Raw genomic sequence first — 15,675 nt, forward strand, 5'->3', positions numbered from 1 at the left:
CCCTCTCCCGACGGATCTTGGGCCTGCCCGAGATCCGTCCTGAAAAGCCCGACTCGGGGCAAGCTCGACTCGGGTGGAGAGGGGACCCGCGCCACGTGCGGCTCGCGTGCCCCGGGCGCCTTCATCCGGACGCGACGCAAAGAAAGAGCCCGGCCTACGCGCGCAGGCCGGGCTCTCTCATGAGTAACGTGGTGTCGCTCAGGCGGCGGGAGCCGGGCTGACCGGGGTCTGACCGGCGGCGTTGCCGCCCTGGCCCTGCGCGGCGGACGGCGACGGGAAGCCGGGACGACGGCCGCCGGCGGGGAAGCGGGGCTTCGGCTTCGGCGCGGCGATCAGGCCCTCGCGGATCGCGGTCTTGCGGGCCTGCTTGCGGGCGCGGCGGACGGCCTCGGCCTTCTCGCGAGCCTTGCGCACCGACGGCTTCTCATAAGCCTTGCGCTGCTTCATCTCGCGGAAGATGCCCTCGCGCTGCATCTTCTTCTTGAGGACGCGGAGCGCTTGATCGACGTTGTTGTCGCGAACGAGTACCTGCAACGGACTTGATCCTCTGGACCTGAAGTTCTGGGTTCACGCGGCCCGCCGCCGATCTGGAAACCGGCAACGTCCCTCGCCCGGTTTGAACCCGGGAGGGACGGGAACGTCGGTTTCCGAATCGGCGTGGAGCTCACGCCTTGACGGGGCTATTACACCAAGCGCGCACCAGTTCCAACCTGTCCGCGCGATCCATCCGCGCCTGCGCCGTGCTAGGTTGCGCGGATGAGACACGACGACTCGCAGCAATTCGCCAGCGACAACTATTCCGGCATCTGCCCGGAGGCCTGGGCTGCGATGGAGGCGGCCAATCGCGGCCACGCCCCGGCCTACGGCGAGGACGCCTGGACCGCCCGGGCGGCCGACGCCTTCCGGAACCTGTTCGAGACCCCGTGCGAGGTGTTCTTCGCCTTCAACGGCACGGCCGCCAACGCGCTGGCGCTGGCCGCGCTGTGCCAGTCCTACCACAGCGTGATCTGCGCCGACTCGGCCCATGTCGAGACCGACGAGTGCGGCGCGCCGGAATTCTTCTCGAACGGCTCGAAGCTGCTGACCGTCCGGACCGAGGGCGGCAAGCTGACGCCGGAGGCGATCCGCGGGCTGGCGCAGAACCGCAGCGACATCCACTTCCCGCGGCCGCGCGTGGTGACGATCACGCAGCCCACCGAGACCGGGCAGGTCTACAGCCTCGCCGAGCTGCGGGCCCTGTCGGCGACCTGCCGCGAGCTGGGCCTCGCCCTGCACATGGACGGGTCGCGCTTCGCCAATGCCTGCGCGAGCCTCGGGTGCAGCCCCGCCGACATGACGTGGCGCTCGGGCATCGACGTCCTGTGCTTCGGCGGCACCAAGAACGGCATGCATGCCGGCGAGGCGGTGGTGTTCTTCGACGCCAGGCTCGCGGAGGATTTCGGCTACCGCTGCAAGCAGGCCGGCCAGCTCGCCTCGAAGATGCGCTTCCTCGCGGCCCCCTGGGTCGGCATGCTGGAGAGCGGCGCGTGGCTGCGGAACGCGGCCCACGGCAACGCCTGCGCCCGCCGCTTCGCCGAGGCGGTCGGCGGGCTGCCGGGGGTGCGGGCTCTATTTCCCGTCGAGGCGAACGCGGTCTTCCTGACGATGCCGGCGGCCACGATGGAGGGCCTGCGCGCCCGGGGCTGGCGGTTCTACACTTTCATCGGCGGCGGGGCGCGCTTCATGTTCGCCTGGGATGCCCGGACGGAGCGGGTCGACGAGCTGGTCGGCGACCTGCGCGCCCTGGCGGCCGCCGCGGCCTGAGCGCGCGGACAGAGGGGCGCGGAGCCAACCCGTTGAAGGTGTTTCGCGTGCGCTATTATCGGGATCCGCTGAGGAGCATCGATACGTCGGCACGACATGCGCTTGGTCGTCCTTGCGAGCGCAGCGAAGCAATCCAGTGTCGTGCGACGCATGCCGAACTCGTGCGGCCCTGGGTCGCTTCGCTGCGCTCGCGATGACGGAGGGGCTGAGAGCCCGGGCTCGCGAGTGCTGGGACGGCACGACGCTGCGACGGCCCGCTCCCTACAGCAGCGCGAGATCCGCCGGGTCCGCGCTGGGGAAGATCCGCCGCAGGCTCGCCTGGTCGAGCCCGTAGAGCCGCCGGAACAGGCCGCCCAGCAGGCCGCGATAGTCGGTGAGCACCGGATAGTCCCGGTTCTGGAACAGGTGCGCCTCGTCGGCCCGCACCTGCGGTCCCGCGATCCGGCCGCCCCGGACGCCGCCGCCGAGGATCCAGTAGACGCTGCCGTGGCCGTGATCGGTGCCGCGGCTCCCGTTCTCCCGGAAGGTGCGTCCGAACTCCGAAAGCACCACCACCACCGTGTCGGACCAGCCCGGCCCGATCTCCTCGACGAAGCCCGAGAGTCCGCGCCCCAGCTCGCCGAGTCGGTCGGCGAGGTAGCCGGTGCCCGCGCCCTGGTTCACGTGCGTGTCCCAGCCGCCGACATCGACGAAGCCGAGGTTGAAGTTCTCGCGCATCAGGCGGCCGATGCGCCGGGCCGACAGCTCGAAGCCCTTGGGCGAGACCGCCCCGCGGTCGGCCTGCCCGGCATGATCGGAGATCGTGTGGTAGACCGCGTCGCGCACCCGGAACCCCTCGGTCACGGCGGCGGCCAGCTTGGTGTCGCTGTACATCGCCGCGATGAGGCGGGCCTGCCGGTCGTCGATGCCGGGCTTGCCGACCCCGTTGATGGCGATGTTGGGCACCGTCTCGCCGCCCCGGAAGATGAGCGGCATCTGGTCGGTGAAGGCGATCGGCCGGACCCGGGTCAGCTCCGCGGCGAGCCGGGCCATGAAGCCGGAATTGTAGTCGCGGGCCGCGCCGACCGTCTGGCCCATCTCGATCGTGTCCTGGGTCTCGAAATGGCTCCGGGTCAGGTCGTCGGTGCCGGTGAACGGCACGAAGGCGGCCTGACCCTTGGCGTAGAGCGGCAGGAGGGTGTCGCGCAAAGCCGGGTGCAGGCTCCAGTCGGCGTCGAGCGCCAGCGCCGCCTTCGGGTCCGACACGTCGGGCTTCGGGATCGCGAGGTTTGGCCGCGACCGGTAATAGAAATCGCTGCCGGTCGGGATCACCACGTTGGCGGCGTCGTAGGCGCCGCGCAGGAACACCACGAGGAGGCGCGCGTCGGCCTTCGGGGCGGCCCAGACGCGGCCGGCCACCGTGGACAGGCCGAGCGCCGCCGAGGCGCGGATCAGGTCGCGACGGTTCATCGCATGAACTCCGGCGAGGCGAGGTAGAGGGTGTTCCAGTCCTGCGGCGAGACCGCCTGGGCGAGGGCCGCGCGCGTCGCCGCCGACAGGGTGCCGGACAGCGCCGAGAAATAGAGCCCGTTGGCGAGCACCGGAAAGGCCGGCTCCTCGGCCTGATCGGGCAGGGCCGGCTTGAACAGGCCGGCCGAGCCGGACCCGATCTGCCGGGCGATCTCGAACCGCGTCGCGAGCTGCCCGGGCCCGTTCCAGGCGGCCGCGTCGAGGGGGTAGCCGTCCGGCGTCGAGCGGTTGAACAGGCCCTCGCCGAGGCGGTTCAGCCAGCCGAGCACCGGGCCGGCGTTGCGGATCACGCGCCCGTCGTAGGCCATGCGCAGGGCCGAGAAGACATAGCGCACTGGGTCCTTGAAGGCGCCGCCGCGCTCGGCCGCGAAGGCCGGCTCGCGCACCAGCGCCTCCATCACCGCGGCGATGTCGCCGTCGGTCCGCGTGAAGACGGCGGCGAGTCGGGCGATGAGCGCGTCGTCGGGTGCCTGCCCGAGGAAATAGGTCGCCAGCGCCCGCGAGACGTTGGTCGCGGTGGCGGGGTTGCGGGCGATCAGGTCCACCGCCTCCTCGACCTCGGGCCAGCCGCGGCCCCGGATGCGCGTGCCGAGGAAGACCTTGTCGCCGTAATCGTGCCGGTTCGGGTTGAACTCGAACAGGCCGTCCCGGCGGAAGTCGGCGGCGCGCTCGGGGCGGAGCTTCGGGTTCTCGGGCTTCAGGTCGATGCCGACCCCGCTCAGGATCCGGGCCAGCGCCTCGACGTCGCCCTGCGTGTAGCCGGAGCCGACACCCATCGTGTGCAACTCCATGATCTCCCGGGCGTAGTTCTCGTTCGGGCGGCCGGCGGCGTTGGCGTCGTTGTCGAGGTAGCGCAGCATCGCCGGGTGGCGCAGGCTCGCCATCAGCAGGTCACGGAAGCGGCCGAGCACGTGCGGGCGGATCGCCGTCTCGACGTAGTCGCCCACGGCGGCGCGCAGGGTCGACTTTCCCTGGTGGACGTTGAGTCGGTTGAACCAGAACCACGTCAGGCGCTCGCGCAGCTGGTCGGGGCTGTAGAGCGCTCGGAGCACCCAGACCGAGGCGGCGTTCCGCGCGGCCGTGTTGAGTGCACCCTGGAACGCCTGCTGCGCAGCCTTCCGGGCCTCGGGGTCCGCGATGTCCTTGGCGGCCCTGGCCTGCGCGTCCAGGGCCTGGGCCCGCTCGAACAGGCTGCCCGGCGGGGTCAGCGCGTCGACCTGCGCCTGGGCGTCGGGGGGCAGGCGCATTTCGGCGGGCGGGTGAAGCTGATCGTATAGCCAGCGCGTCCGCCCCTCCGCGGTGAGCTGCGCGAAGGCCGAGGGCGTGGCGCCCCAGGTCAGGGAATCGAGGAAGGCGGCGTCGGCCGCTGCGGCGCGCTGCGGCGCCTCGGCCGCTCGGGGCCCGGGGCCCGCGGAGGCGAACAGCAGAGCGGTGACCAGACAGCAGCGTGCTGCGGCGCGCGACATCGGGGCCTCGCGAAGCGTGGATCGACCGGGGAAGCGTGGTGTCGCGCCCCTGTACGGTGCCTGAAAGGAGGCCCCATTCTGCCGCCGTCTTTGCCAATATCGGGGCTTGCCGCTACACGATCCCGAGACCGCGCGAGTGCCGCGCCGCGCACCACCACGTTCCGCCGACCCAGAGCGTTCGCTCCATGCTGATGCAGACCAAGACCGAGGCGAGGCCGGCCGATCCGGTGTCGCGGCGGCGCACCTTCGCGATCATCTCCCACCCCGACGCGGGCAAGACCACGCTCACCGAGAAGCTTCTGCTGTTCGGAGGCGCGATCCAGCTCGCCGGCGAGGTGAAGGCCAAGCGCAACCGGGTCTCGACCCGCTCCGACTGGATGGGCATCGAGAAGGAGCGCGGCATCTCGGTGGTCACCTCGGTGATGACCTTCGAGTACGGCGACTGCGTCTTCAACCTCCTCGACACGCCCGGCCACGAGGACTTCTCCGAGGACACCTACCGGACGCTGACGGCGGTCGATTCGGCCGTCATGGTGATCGACGCCGCGAAGGGCATCGAGGCGCGCACGCGCAAGCTGTTCGAGGTCTGCCGCCTGCGCGACATCCCGATCGTCACGTTCGTCAACAAGCTCGACCGCGAGGCGCGCGACCCGTTCGAACTGCTCGACGAGATCGAGAAGACGCTGGCGCTGGACGTCGCCCCGGTCACGTGGCCGATCGGCACCGGCCGCAACTTCTCCGGGACTTACGAGCTCGGCGGCAACCGTGTCCGCCGCCTCGACGCCGCCGAGGATGCTGGGATGGTCGCGGTGTCCGGCCCGGACGACAAGCTGTTCGACGAATTGCTCACCGAGGACGGCGCCGCCGACGCGTGGCGCGAGGAGGTCGAACTCGCCGAGGGCGGCCTGAAGCCGTTCGACCTCGACGCGTTCCGCGAGGGCCATTTGACGCCGGTCTTCTTCGGCTCGGCGCTGCGCAATTTCGGCGTGCGCGACCTGATCGACGGTCTCGCCAAGGTGGCGCCGCCACCCCGCGGCCAGGACGCCGACAAGCGCCTCGTCGAGCCGACCGAGCCGCGCATGACCGGCTTCGTGTTCAAGATCCAGGCGAACATGGACCCGAATCACCGGGACCGGATCGCGTTCATGCGGGTCTGCTCGGGCAAGCTCAACCGGGGCATGAAGGCCCGGCTGGTGCGCACCGGCAAGCCGATCTCGCTCTCGGCGCCGCAATTCTTCTTCGCCCAGGACCGTGCCATCGCCGACGAGGCCTATGCCGGCGACGTGGTCGGCATCCCGAACCACGGCACGCTGCGGATCGGCGACACGCTCACCGAGGGCGAGGATATCGTGTTCCGGGGTGTCCCGAGCTTCGCGCCTGAGATCCTGCGCCGAATCAAGCTCACCGACGCCATGAAGGCCAAGAAGCTGCGCGAGGCGCTCCAGCAGATGGGCGAGGAGGGTGTCGTCCAGGTGTTCGTGCCGCAGGACGGCAGCCAGGCGATCGTCGGCGTGGTCGGCGCGCTGCAGCTCGACGTGCTGAAGGAGCGGCTCCAGGCCGAGTACGGCCTGCCGGTGGATTACGAGACCTCGCGATTCTCGGTCTGCCGCTGGGTGTCGTCCGATTCGGAGGTCGAGCTCGACAAGTTCATCGACTCGCACGGCTCGGCCATGGCCAAGGACCTCGACGGCGCCCCGGTCTTCATGGCGACCACGGCCTTCTCGCTCCGCTACGATGAGGAGCGCTACCCGGCCGTGCGCTTCACCGACGTGAAGGATTACCAGAAGCGGGCGGCGTGACGCGCTTCGGCGGCGCCTCCGCGTCGCCGGGCCCGCGAGGGGTGCGCGGCGTCAGAACTTGCCGAGCATCGGGAATTCGACGCTCAGGGTCGATTCGGACGCGATCGGCGCCTCGCGCTTGCGCGGCTTGCGGTTGAGGACCTGCTTCAGCTTGGTCTTCAGCACCGCCATGTCGAACGGCTTGAGGATGAATGCGTCCGCTCCCGCCTGGTGGGCGAGGTTGATGTCCTCGAAGTCGAAGGACGACTCGGTGAGCATGAAGGGCGTGTTCATCAGCGCGTCGTCGGCGCGAATCTCGCGCAGCAGGGTGAGTCCGTCCATGGGCTCCATGTCGAGATCGGAGATCACCAGGGCGTAGCGGCGCTGCCGCATCCGCTCCAGCGCCTCGGGCGCGTTGGTGACGCCCTCGACGTCCGGGAAGCCGATGCGGGTCATCAGCATCACGATCAGCCGCAGGAGCTTCTCCTGATCGTCGACGATGAGAATCGGGGGCGTATCGCTCTCGGACATCGGCGGCTCAGATGAAGAGGTGGTCGATGCCCTGACGGGACATCGCGTCGGACTGCAGCGACAGGCACAGCCCGTGTATCGCGGACGCCTTCGGCGTTCCGCGCTGGAGCATCGGGAGCAGGTTGGCCTTGGCGAACAGCGTGTCGTTCCCGGCCGTGCGCTGCGCGCTCTTGAACGAGTGGACGAACTCGCGCTTGGTGATCTCCCGCCACTCGCTGATCTGGACCTCGCGGTGCCGGCTGTCGGCGCTCACCCGGTCGAAGGTCTCGTGCACGGATGTGCGCTCGCCCTCGATGACCTGGCAGGCGAAGTTGCCCTCGATGACCAGAAAGCTCGTGATCACCGCGAACTCGTTCTTCTTCTGAGCGATGCGACCGATATCGCTGATCTGCTCGGACCTCTTCGCCGCGTCCGACGACAGGTTGAGACGCGAGAAGTAGATGATGTGGACGAGGCTTGTCCGTTTCGCCCGCATGATCCCGAGATCCGCAATCCGTACCCGTTCAGCGCTTCCGGACAGGACGCACCGCGCGTGGCCCCGGCCCGGCGGCATCTTCGCGCGTGTCGAATAACACCGCGTAAACGCGGCGGACGGGACTTCCGGTCCGGATCTCCGCGCCCGCGTTACCGACCCGGCAGGATCTGCCGGGCGCGCGGCCATGACCGGTCAACCCTGCCGGGTCGTCGACAATCCGGTCCAGGATTCCCAAGGACTTAGCCCTGGCACGCCGGTTGCGGCCGGTCCGGCCTGCGGGCCAGTGCGGCGCGCATCGGGATCGTTCGCCATGGATCTTTTCACCGCCCTGCAGACCTCGGTCTCCGGACTCCAGGCGCAGTCCTACGCCATCAGCAACATCTCCGGGAACATCGCGAACTCGCAGACGACCGGCTACAAGCGCATCGACACCAGCTTCGTCGACCTGATGTCCGAGAAGACGCCGGGCCGCGAGGTCGCGGGTTCGGTGCTGCCCCAGTCGCAGCTCACCAACACCCTGGCCGGCAACGTGGTCTCGTCGAGCGTGCCCACCAACATGGCCATCAACGGCCAGGGCTTCTTCACCGTCGTGCAGAAGACCGGCGACGCGAACGGCTCCACATCCTTCGGCGGCACGAGCCTGTACACGCGCCGGGGCGATTTCGCCCAGGACAAGGACGGCTATCTCGTCAACGGCGCCGGCGGATACCTGACCGGATCCAACCTCGATCCGATCACTGGTCAGACGACCAGTATCGGTCCGATCAAGATCGGCAACTCGGCGCTGCCGGCGCAGGCCACCACGACGATCACCTACGCCGCCAACCTGCCCTCGACGCCGAGCACGTCGGCCTCGGCGACGTCGGGATCCGATCTCTACAATCAGAATACCGCAGCGGTCGTGACCTCCGGATCGGGGCAGACCGGCGTCAAGGTCGATTCGACCCAGACCGGTGCCGTCTCGACCTTCATGAGCAACAGCATCGCCGGCCCGTCGCTGCCGGTCTACACGTCGACCGGCGCGCCGCTCACGCTGACGACCCGCTGGGCCAAGGTCCAGGACGCGACGACCACGCCGGCTCAGCCGGCCGTGTGGAACCTGTACTACTCCACCAACCCGAGCGCGCTCACCACGTCCGACTGGAACAACGTGGGCACGGCCTTCACCTTCGATTCCACCGGGAAGCTCACCTCGCCCTCGACGAACCCGATCCCGCTGGGGCCGATCACCATGGGTGACTACACATTCCCCAGCCTCAACTTGAATCTCAGCGCCTCAGGCCTGACGCAGTATGCCGACACGACCGGTGCGGCGACGACCAACGCGCTGACGCAGAACGGCAACAGCTCCGGGACGCTCACGAGCGTGGCCGTCGGTCCGGACGGCAAGGTCAACGGCACCTTCTCTAACGGTTCGGTCGTGGCTCTCGCCTCGGTCGGCGTCGTCCAGTTCGCCAATGCCGACGGTCTGAAGGCCGATACGAACGGGAACTATCTCCAGACGGTCGATTCGGGGCCTCCGCTCGCGGGCCTCAACGGCAGCACGATCTCGGGCGCGAGCAACGAGCAATCGAACACCGACATTGCGACCGAATTCTCTAAGATGATCGTAACCCAGCAGGCTTACTCTGCGAACACGCGCGTCATGTCGACGGCCCAGACGATGATGTCTGATCTGCTCAACGTGATCCGCTGAGTGAGGGTGCGATTCGAGCCGCGGAGGCCGTGACATGTCGCTGAATGCGATCTCCACCTCGAGCGCAGGCCTCGCCGCCACCCAGGCGGCGATCAACATCGTCTCGCAGAATGTCGCCAATGCCGGGACGGCGGGCTACGTCAAGCGCACGCTCTCGACGGTCGCCACCGGGACGAACAATTCCGGCGTGGCCGCCGGCACAATCACCCGCAGCTTCGATGCCGCGGCGCTGAACCAGCTCCGGCTGGAGACCTCGGGGGCCGCCTACACGAGCACCAAGTCCGGCATCGCCGCCCAGCTCGACGCCCTCTACGGCGTGCCCGGCAGCTCCACCTCCCTCGACGGGACGCTGAACACCTTCACCCAATCTCTCCAGGAGCTCGCCGCCAACCCGACCTCGGCGGCCGCCCGCACGACGGTGCTGGGCAATGCCGCGGCCGTCGCGAGCCTCATCAACAGCGCCGCCGGAACGGTGCAGAACCTGCGCACCGGCCTCGAGTCGCAGCTCGGCACCGACACGAGCGCGGCGAGCACGATCCTGTCCAACATCGCGACGCTCAACGGCAAGATCCAGAACACCACCGACAGCACCTCGCTGACCGATCTTCAGGACCAGCGCGACCAGGCGATCAACAGCCTGTCGAGCTACATGGACGTGCAGACGGTCCAGCAGCGCGACGGCACGGTCTCGGTCATGACCCAGTCGGGGGTGACGCTGGTCGACCGCGGGAACGCCGCGACCCTGACCTTCGACGGACGCGGCGTGCTCAGCCCCACCGCGAGCTACTCGACCGACCCCGCCCAGCGGACGGTCGGAACCATCACGGCGACGCTGCCGGGCGGCGGCAAGATCGACCTCGGCGCCCCCGGCGTGCTGCGGTCCGGCAGCCTGGCCGCCGAGATCGAGATGCGCGACCAGACCCTGCCGCAGGCGCAGCGGCAGCTCGACGATCTCGCGGCCGGCCTCTCGAAGGCGCTCACGAATACCGCGACCACCGGGACGTACAGCGGGACCGACACGCAGATCAGCGTCTCGACGATGCAGCCCGGGAACACGATCACCTTCCCGGTCACCGACAACACCGGGGCCGTGCGCAACGTGACGCTGGTGGCGTCCGCGACCTCCAGCGGCGCGGTCGTGCCCGCCGCGCAGACCACGGATGCCAGCGGCCTGACGCTGACCTTCAACGCCAGCGGCGGGCCCGGCACCTACGCGGCGGCGATCCAGTCCGCCTTCGCCACGTTCAACGCCTCCGGCAGCACCTACAAGCTGCCGACACTGTCGGCGAGTCCGGTCTCCTCGACCGCCACCAGCGCGACGCTGACGCTGGGGGCGGCCGGCAAGGTCGCCGGCGCGGCGAGCGCCAGCGTCACGGCCGTCTCGGCGTCGGACCTGAACACCGGCAACCCGTCGATCGCGATGTTCGTCGACGGTACAGGCAACAAGCTCTACACCGGCACCTTCGACGGCGGCTCGCAGCTCACCGGTTTCGCCCAGCGCATCACGGTCAACGGCGCCCTGGCGGGCAACACCGCCGCGCTGACGGCGGCGAGCGCCACGGATCCGAGCGCGTCCGGCGCGCGCGCCCAGAAGCTGTTCACGGCGCTCACCGCGAACCAGCAGACCTTCTCGTCGTCGAGCGGCATCGGCGGCGTCTCGGCGCCCTACAGCGCCACCGTGATCGGCTTCGCGCAGGACATCGTGTCCACGCAGGGGGCCAACGCGTCGAACGCCGCCGCCCTCGACGCCACCCAGCAGACGGCGCTCTCCACCGCGCAGAGCCGGTTCTCCGCCGGTGCGGGCGTCAACATCGACCAGGAGATGTCGAACCTGATCGCCCTGCAGACCGCGTACGGCGCCAACGCCCGGGTGCTCACCGCGGCCCGCGACATGCTCAACCAGCTGCTGCAGATCTGATCATGACGACGATCACGCCCTTCGCGGCCGGCTCCTACATCACCAACCGCAACGCCTCGCAGCTCCAGGCGCTGAAGAGCCAGCTCAACGACCTGACCAACCAGCTCTCGAGCGGTCAGGTCTCGCAGACCTATGGCGGCCTCGGCTCCGGGCGGTCGACGGCTCTGTCCGCGCAGGCCACCCTGAGCGCGCTCTCCGGCTACGCCGCCGGCATCACCGCCGCGCAGACCCGGACCGACCTCGCGGTCACGAGCCTGACGCAGGTTGCGACCCTCGGCACCTCCACCGGGACGATGCTCCAGAACGGCCTGCAGAGCGTGGCGGCGAACTCGGTCTCCGGCCGGTCGACGGCGCTGGCCAACCTGCAGACGGCGCTCGACACGCTCAACGAATCGGCGGCGGGCAACTACCTGTTCGGCGGCACCGACACCACGACCCAGCCGGTTGTCGATTCGAGCAAGATCCTCAACGGCACGACCGACGCGAGCGGCAACACGCTCGACGGCCTCTCGACCCTGATCTCGCAGCGGGTCAACGCCGAGCTCGGCGCGGGGGGCAACGGCCGCCTGACGCAGATTCTGGCCAGCCCGGCCACGAGCGTGCAGGTCACCGAGGAGTCGAACAACCTGACCCGAGGACAGTTCGGCTTCACCCTGGCGGGCGCGCCGACCACGACCGGCTCGGCGATCGGCGCGACCTACACGGCGGGCACGGCCACGAGCCCGGGCAGCTTCAGCCTCAGCATGACGACGCAGCCGAGCGCCGGCGACACCGTGTCGTTCGCGCTGAAGATGGCCGACGGCACCTCCACGACGATCACGCTCACGGCCGCGACGAGCGCGGACCCGAAATCGATCACCAACTTCGCCATCGGCTCGACGCCCGCCCAGACGATGGCCAACTTGTCGGCGACGCTGAGCAACGCGCTCACCGGCGCGGCCAACAGCACGCTGGCGGTGAACGCCACCGCGGCGACCGCGTCGAACTTCTTCTCCGGCGCGGCGGAAGGCGGCCCGTCGGGGTCGGGCGTGATGCCGCAGCGCATCCTGTACGATGGCACCACCCCGGTCGGCTACAGGGCGGCCACGCCTCAGGACACGGTGCTGTGGTACCAGGGCGAGAACACCTACACGCAGCCCGCGCCGCCGGCAGTCCCGCAGCCGACCTCGGCGATCGACACGCAGTCGGTCCAGGTGAGCGCGACCGGGAGCGTCGGGACGGGCGCCCGCGCCAACGATCCCGCGGTCCAGAACGTGCTCGCCGGCCTGGCGACCATGGCCTTCGGCCTGCCCACCACGAACGACGCCAACACCTACAACACCTACCAGACGGTGGCGACGAAGGCCGGCAGCCTGCTCTCGTCCGCCAACCAGACCCCCAGCGTCCAGGACACGGTCACGCAGCTCACCGTCGCGTCGACGCGGCTCTCGAATGCCGGCACGACCAACAAGGCGCTCCAGAACACCGTCCAGAACACTCTGGACGGGATCGAGCAGATCTCCCCCGAGGAGGTCATCACCAAGCTGCTCGACGTGCAGAACCGGCTCCAGGCCAGCTATCAGGTCACCGCGACGCTCTCGAAGCTCTCCCTCGTGAACTACATCAGCTGAGCTGATCGCCGAGACCGGTCAACGCGCGCCTGACGCTCGAAAAATCTCGCGACGTGTCGGGTTCACCATAGTCTTGCCGCTTTCCGGGAATGAAGCGCAGCGTGCGGTCGCCCCACGCGCCGTCATTCGATTGAGGAGAGGTCGGCATGGCGCTGTCCGGACCCATCGAACTCGTCCTTCGCCTGGGAGCCGTCCCGCGTAGCGGCGCGATCGTCCTGGTCGAGCAGGCCGTCGACACCTACCTCGCGGGCTACGCGCATCCCGAAGAGCGCGCCATCGCCCTCGACATCCTCCTGCGCGACCTCGCCCGCCTGCGCATCCACGAGCCCGACCTCGACGGGTTCGTCGGCGAGGTCGAGCACTACATCGACCTGCTTCACCGGGATCTCGCCCGCCAGGCCGCCTGAGATGCGCGGCCGGCTCCCGGTCTGCGCTGCCCTCGCGGCGATCGTGGCCGGCGCTGGCCCGGCCGAGGCCCTCGACCTGCGGGATCTGCCCGTGATCCCGGGGCCGGTGCCGTGCCCGTCCAAGGGCCAGGGCTTCGTGCGGCTGCCGGGGAGCGGCAGCTGCCTCCGCGTCTCGGGCCGCGTCGTCGCGGGGGCGGATCTGGCCGCGGGGAGCGGCGTCGCGGCAGCGCCAGTTGTCGCCGGCCGCATCGCGGTCGACAACCGCGTCGACACCGATCTCGGCGAGGTGCGGACCTACGTCCGGATCGGCGCCGGCCGCCGTCCGGGCGGGCCCTAGAGGTTGCGCGAGAGGACCAGCGGCCCGCTGCGCACGCCGCGGCCGTACGGGGACGGCGCTGGCGTCTGCCGCCCGTAGCCGGAGGGGAGCTGTGCCCGGCCGATCTCCTCCGCCAGGGTCTTGATCAGCCCTTCCGAGACGGTCTTGGCGCTGGCGAGCACCGTCTGGTTCGCCTCCACGGCCGCGGTGAACCGCCGGTGGGCGGTGCGCAGGGCCTCGACCCCGTCGGGATGGAAGCGCTTCAGCGCGACGGCATTCGCCTTCGCGACCTCGAGGCCCTGCATGTAGGCGGCGGCCAGCGCGGCCTTCGGTTCGGCCGCGGCGACGCCCTCCTGCAGTCGCCCTTCCCGGACGTAGGCCGCCTCTTCGGCGAGCACGGCTTCCAGCGCGGCCATGTTGCCGAGCACGCCCGCCACCAGGGCCTCGGCGGTGATCCGGTCCCCGACGCGCAGCGGTTCAGCCCTTTGCATGGATCGCTCCCTCGCTCGCCGCGCCCTGCATCTTCATGATCTCACGGAAAACCGAATCGGCGATGCCGACTCCGCCGCTCTTCACGATCTGCTTCGCGTATTCCTTGGTCAGCATCGAGCGGTAGACACCGCCGCCGGTCCCGTTCTCGCCGAGCGGCCCGTCGGTGCCCTCCGACTGGGTCAGCCGGTCGAGGCTGTTCTCCAGGAACATCGATTCGAACTCGGTCGCCGTCTTCAAGGCCTTGGCCTTGTTGGCGGTCTTGATGATCCCGTCGACGGCGCTCCCGGCCACCGAGGTTCCGACGCTGGCGGCGGCGCTGGCCGCGAGACTGGCGAGTTGCAGCATGGATCGTCCCTTCGCGTCCGTTCGGTCACATCAGCTCGATATCGGCCTGGAGCGCGCCCGCGGCCTTGATCGCCTGGAGGATCGAGATGAGATCCCGCGGGCCGACGCCCAGGGCGTTGAGACCGTCGACCAGCTCGCGCAGGCTGACACCCTCCTTCACCAGGGCGAGCTTGTTTCCGTCCCCGGTATCGACCTTCACCCCCGTGCGCGGCACCACGACGGTGCGTCCGTCGGAGAACGGCGCCGGCTGGCTGACCTGCGGCTGCTCGGTGATGGTGACGGTGAGGTTGCCCTGGGCGATGGCCACCGTCGATACGCGCACGTCCCGGCCCATGACGATGATGCCGGAGCGCTCGTCGACCACGACCCGGGCGGTCTGGTCAGGCTCCACCTTCAGCTGCTCCACCTCGGTGATGAGGCGGATCATGTTGCCGTTGTAGCGGGACGGGATCTGGATCGTGACGGTGGCCGGGTCGGTGGGCTCGGCGGTGTCGGCGCCCATGAAGTCGTTGATCGCCGCGGCGATCCGCTTCGAGGTGGTGAAGTCCGGGTTGCGCAGCGACAGACGCAGCGAGCGGGCGTCGTTCAGCTTAAAGGCGATCTCGCGCTCGATATTGGCGCCGTTGGAGATCCGGCCGTTGGTCGGCACGCCCCGGGTGATCTTCGCGGCATCGCCCTCGGCGGCGAAGCCGGCGATCGCCACCGAGCCCTGCGCCAGGGCGTAGACCTCGCCGTCGGCGCCGAGCAGCGGCGTCACCAGCAGGGTGCCGCCCTGGAGGGACTTGGCATCGCCCAGCGACGAGACCGTCACGTCGATCCGGGTGCCCTGCGCGGCGAAGGGCGGCAGGCTCGCGGTCACCATCACGGCGGCGAGGTTCTGCGTGCGCATCGTGGCACCGCGGGTGTTGACGCCGAGGCGCTCCAGCATGGCCTGGAGCGACTGCTTGGTGAACGGGATGTTGTTCAGCGTGTCGCCGGTTCCGTTGAGGCCGACCACGATGCCGTAGCCGACGAGTTGGTTCTGGCGAACGCCCTCGATGGAGGCGAGATCCTTGACGCGCGACAGGGCGAGCGCCGGCACGGACAGCGCGGCGAGAAGCAGGGCGCCCGCGAGGGCGACCGAGAGAGACCGGAGAGGACTGAACGCGTGACGCGGGCGCATGCCGTGTTTCGACCGTGACGGACCTGCCCCCATCCTGCCAGGGTCGTGCCAGCCGCCCGATCTGTGCAAGCCACTGAAGAAAAAAAATTTTTCCGGGCCAGGTCTGGCCCCGCGCCTCGCGGTGCCGGCACCGAACCTGCCGACCCGGCAGCTTCTGCCGGCTTGTT

At 69.6% G+C, this 15,675-nt stretch carries 16 protein-coding genes; 7 read left to right on the plus strand and 9 right to left on the minus strand.

Features of this window, described 5'->3' with window-relative positions:
* Positions 1-198: 198 nt before the first annotated feature.
* Entirely contained in the window at positions 199-534 is a 336-nt protein-coding gene (gene rpsU / locus ACLBYG_RS07200; RefSeq protein WP_012322424.1) for a 30S ribosomal protein S21, read from the minus strand.
* A gap of 222 nt (positions 535-756) precedes the next feature.
* Here rpsU and ACLBYG_RS07205 point away from each other — a divergent pair, with 222 nt between their 5' ends.
* On the plus strand, positions 757-1,803 hold the full coding sequence (locus tag ACLBYG_RS07205) for a threonine aldolase family protein (RefSeq protein WP_091925192.1): 1,047 nt from the start codon (positions 757-759) through the stop codon (positions 1,801-1,803).
* A gap of 261 nt (positions 1,804-2,064) precedes the next feature.
* Here the strand turns inward: ACLBYG_RS07205 and ACLBYG_RS07210 are convergent, their stop codons facing one another.
* The gene (locus tag ACLBYG_RS07210; protein ID WP_447681014.1) at positions 2,065-3,252 is read right to left on the minus strand and encodes a DUF1501 domain-containing protein; all 1,188 of its coding nucleotides are present in this window, start codon (positions 3,250-3,252) and stop codon (positions 2,065-2,067) included.
* A complete protein-coding gene (locus ACLBYG_RS07215; protein WP_447681015.1) occupies positions 3,249-4,778 on the minus strand; it encodes a DUF1800 domain-containing protein in 1,530 nt (509 codons plus the stop codon). Before ACLBYG_RS07215 ends, ACLBYG_RS07210 begins: the two co-directional genes overlap by 4 nt.
* 185 nt (positions 4,779-4,963) lie before the next feature.
* On the opposite strand from ACLBYG_RS07215, the gene ACLBYG_RS07220 reads away from it, so the two are divergent.
* The gene (locus ACLBYG_RS07220; RefSeq protein ID WP_447681016.1) at positions 4,964-6,577 is read left to right on the plus strand and encodes a peptide chain release factor 3; all 1,614 of its coding nucleotides are present in this window, start codon (positions 4,964-4,966) and stop codon (positions 6,575-6,577) included.
* A gap of 51 nt (positions 6,578-6,628) precedes the next feature.
* On the opposite strand, the gene ACLBYG_RS07225 is transcribed toward ACLBYG_RS07220, so the two are convergent.
* Positions 6,629-7,087 (minus strand): response regulator, encoded by a 459-nt coding sequence (locus ACLBYG_RS07225; protein WP_020092936.1) that lies wholly within the window; start codon positions 7,085-7,087, stop codon positions 6,629-6,631.
* A gap of 7 nt (positions 7,088-7,094) precedes the next feature.
* The gene (locus ACLBYG_RS07230; protein WP_020092935.1) at positions 7,095-7,562 is read right to left on the minus strand and encodes a BLUF domain-containing protein; all 468 of its coding nucleotides are present in this window, start codon (positions 7,560-7,562) and stop codon (positions 7,095-7,097) included.
* A 310-nt stretch (positions 7,563-7,872) separates the two neighbouring features.
* Here ACLBYG_RS07230 and ACLBYG_RS07235 point away from each other — a divergent pair, with 310 nt between their 5' ends.
* The 3 genes from ACLBYG_RS07235 to ACLBYG_RS07245 are packed head-to-tail and all read left to right on the plus strand — an operon-like array spanning position 7,873 to position 12,786.
* A complete protein-coding gene (locus tag ACLBYG_RS07235; protein WP_447681017.1) occupies positions 7,873-9,258 on the plus strand; it encodes a flagellar hook protein FlgE in 1,386 nt (461 codons plus the stop codon).
* A 34-nt stretch (positions 9,259-9,292) separates the two neighbouring features.
* A complete protein-coding gene (gene flgK, locus ACLBYG_RS07240) occupies positions 9,293-11,176 on the plus strand; it encodes a flagellar hook-associated protein FlgK (RefSeq protein WP_447681018.1) in 1,884 nt (627 codons plus the stop codon).
* 2 nt (positions 11,177-11,178) lie between these two features.
* The gene (locus ACLBYG_RS07245) at positions 11,179-12,786 is read left to right on the plus strand and encodes a flagellin (protein WP_447681019.1); all 1,608 of its coding nucleotides are present in this window, start codon (positions 11,179-11,181) and stop codon (positions 12,784-12,786) included.
* Here the strand turns inward: ACLBYG_RS07245 and ACLBYG_RS07250 are convergent.
* Positions 12,779-12,934, minus strand: coding sequence for a hypothetical protein (locus tag ACLBYG_RS07250; RefSeq protein WP_447681020.1), 156 nt, complete (start codon positions 12,932-12,934; stop codon positions 12,779-12,781). The genes ACLBYG_RS07245 and ACLBYG_RS07250 overlap by 8 nt on opposite strands.
* On the opposite strand from ACLBYG_RS07250, the gene ACLBYG_RS07255 reads away from it, so the two are divergent.
* Positions 12,933-13,193, plus strand: a complete 261-nt coding sequence (locus ACLBYG_RS07255; RefSeq protein WP_056531919.1) for a hypothetical protein — start codon at positions 12,933-12,935, stop codon at positions 13,191-13,193. The genes ACLBYG_RS07250 and ACLBYG_RS07255 overlap by 2 nt on opposite strands.
* A gap of 1 nt (position 13,194) precedes the next feature.
* Positions 13,195-13,530, plus strand: a complete 336-nt coding sequence (locus ACLBYG_RS07260; protein ID WP_056531920.1) for a hypothetical protein — start codon at positions 13,195-13,197, stop codon at positions 13,528-13,530.
* Here ACLBYG_RS07260 and ACLBYG_RS07265 read toward each other — a convergent pair.
* The 3 genes from ACLBYG_RS07265 to ACLBYG_RS07275 are packed head-to-tail and all read right to left on the minus strand — an operon-like array spanning position 13,527 to position 15,508.
* Entirely contained in the window at positions 13,527-14,000 is a 474-nt protein-coding gene (locus ACLBYG_RS07265) for a hypothetical protein (protein WP_020092929.1), read from the minus strand. The genes ACLBYG_RS07260 and ACLBYG_RS07265 overlap by 4 nt on opposite strands.
* Complete coding sequence (locus ACLBYG_RS07270; RefSeq protein ID WP_020092928.1) at positions 13,987-14,346, minus strand: rod-binding protein; 360 nt, start codon at positions 14,344-14,346, stop codon at positions 13,987-13,989. Before ACLBYG_RS07270 ends, ACLBYG_RS07265 begins: the two co-directional genes overlap by 14 nt.
* A 25-nt stretch (positions 14,347-14,371) precedes the next feature.
* Entirely contained in the window at positions 14,372-15,508 is a 1,137-nt protein-coding gene (locus tag ACLBYG_RS07275; RefSeq protein ID WP_042672916.1) for a flagellar basal body P-ring protein FlgI, read from the minus strand.
* Between the last annotated feature and the right edge of the window lie 167 nt (positions 15,509-15,675).

This window comes from Methylobacterium sp. D53M, assembly GCF_053345625.1.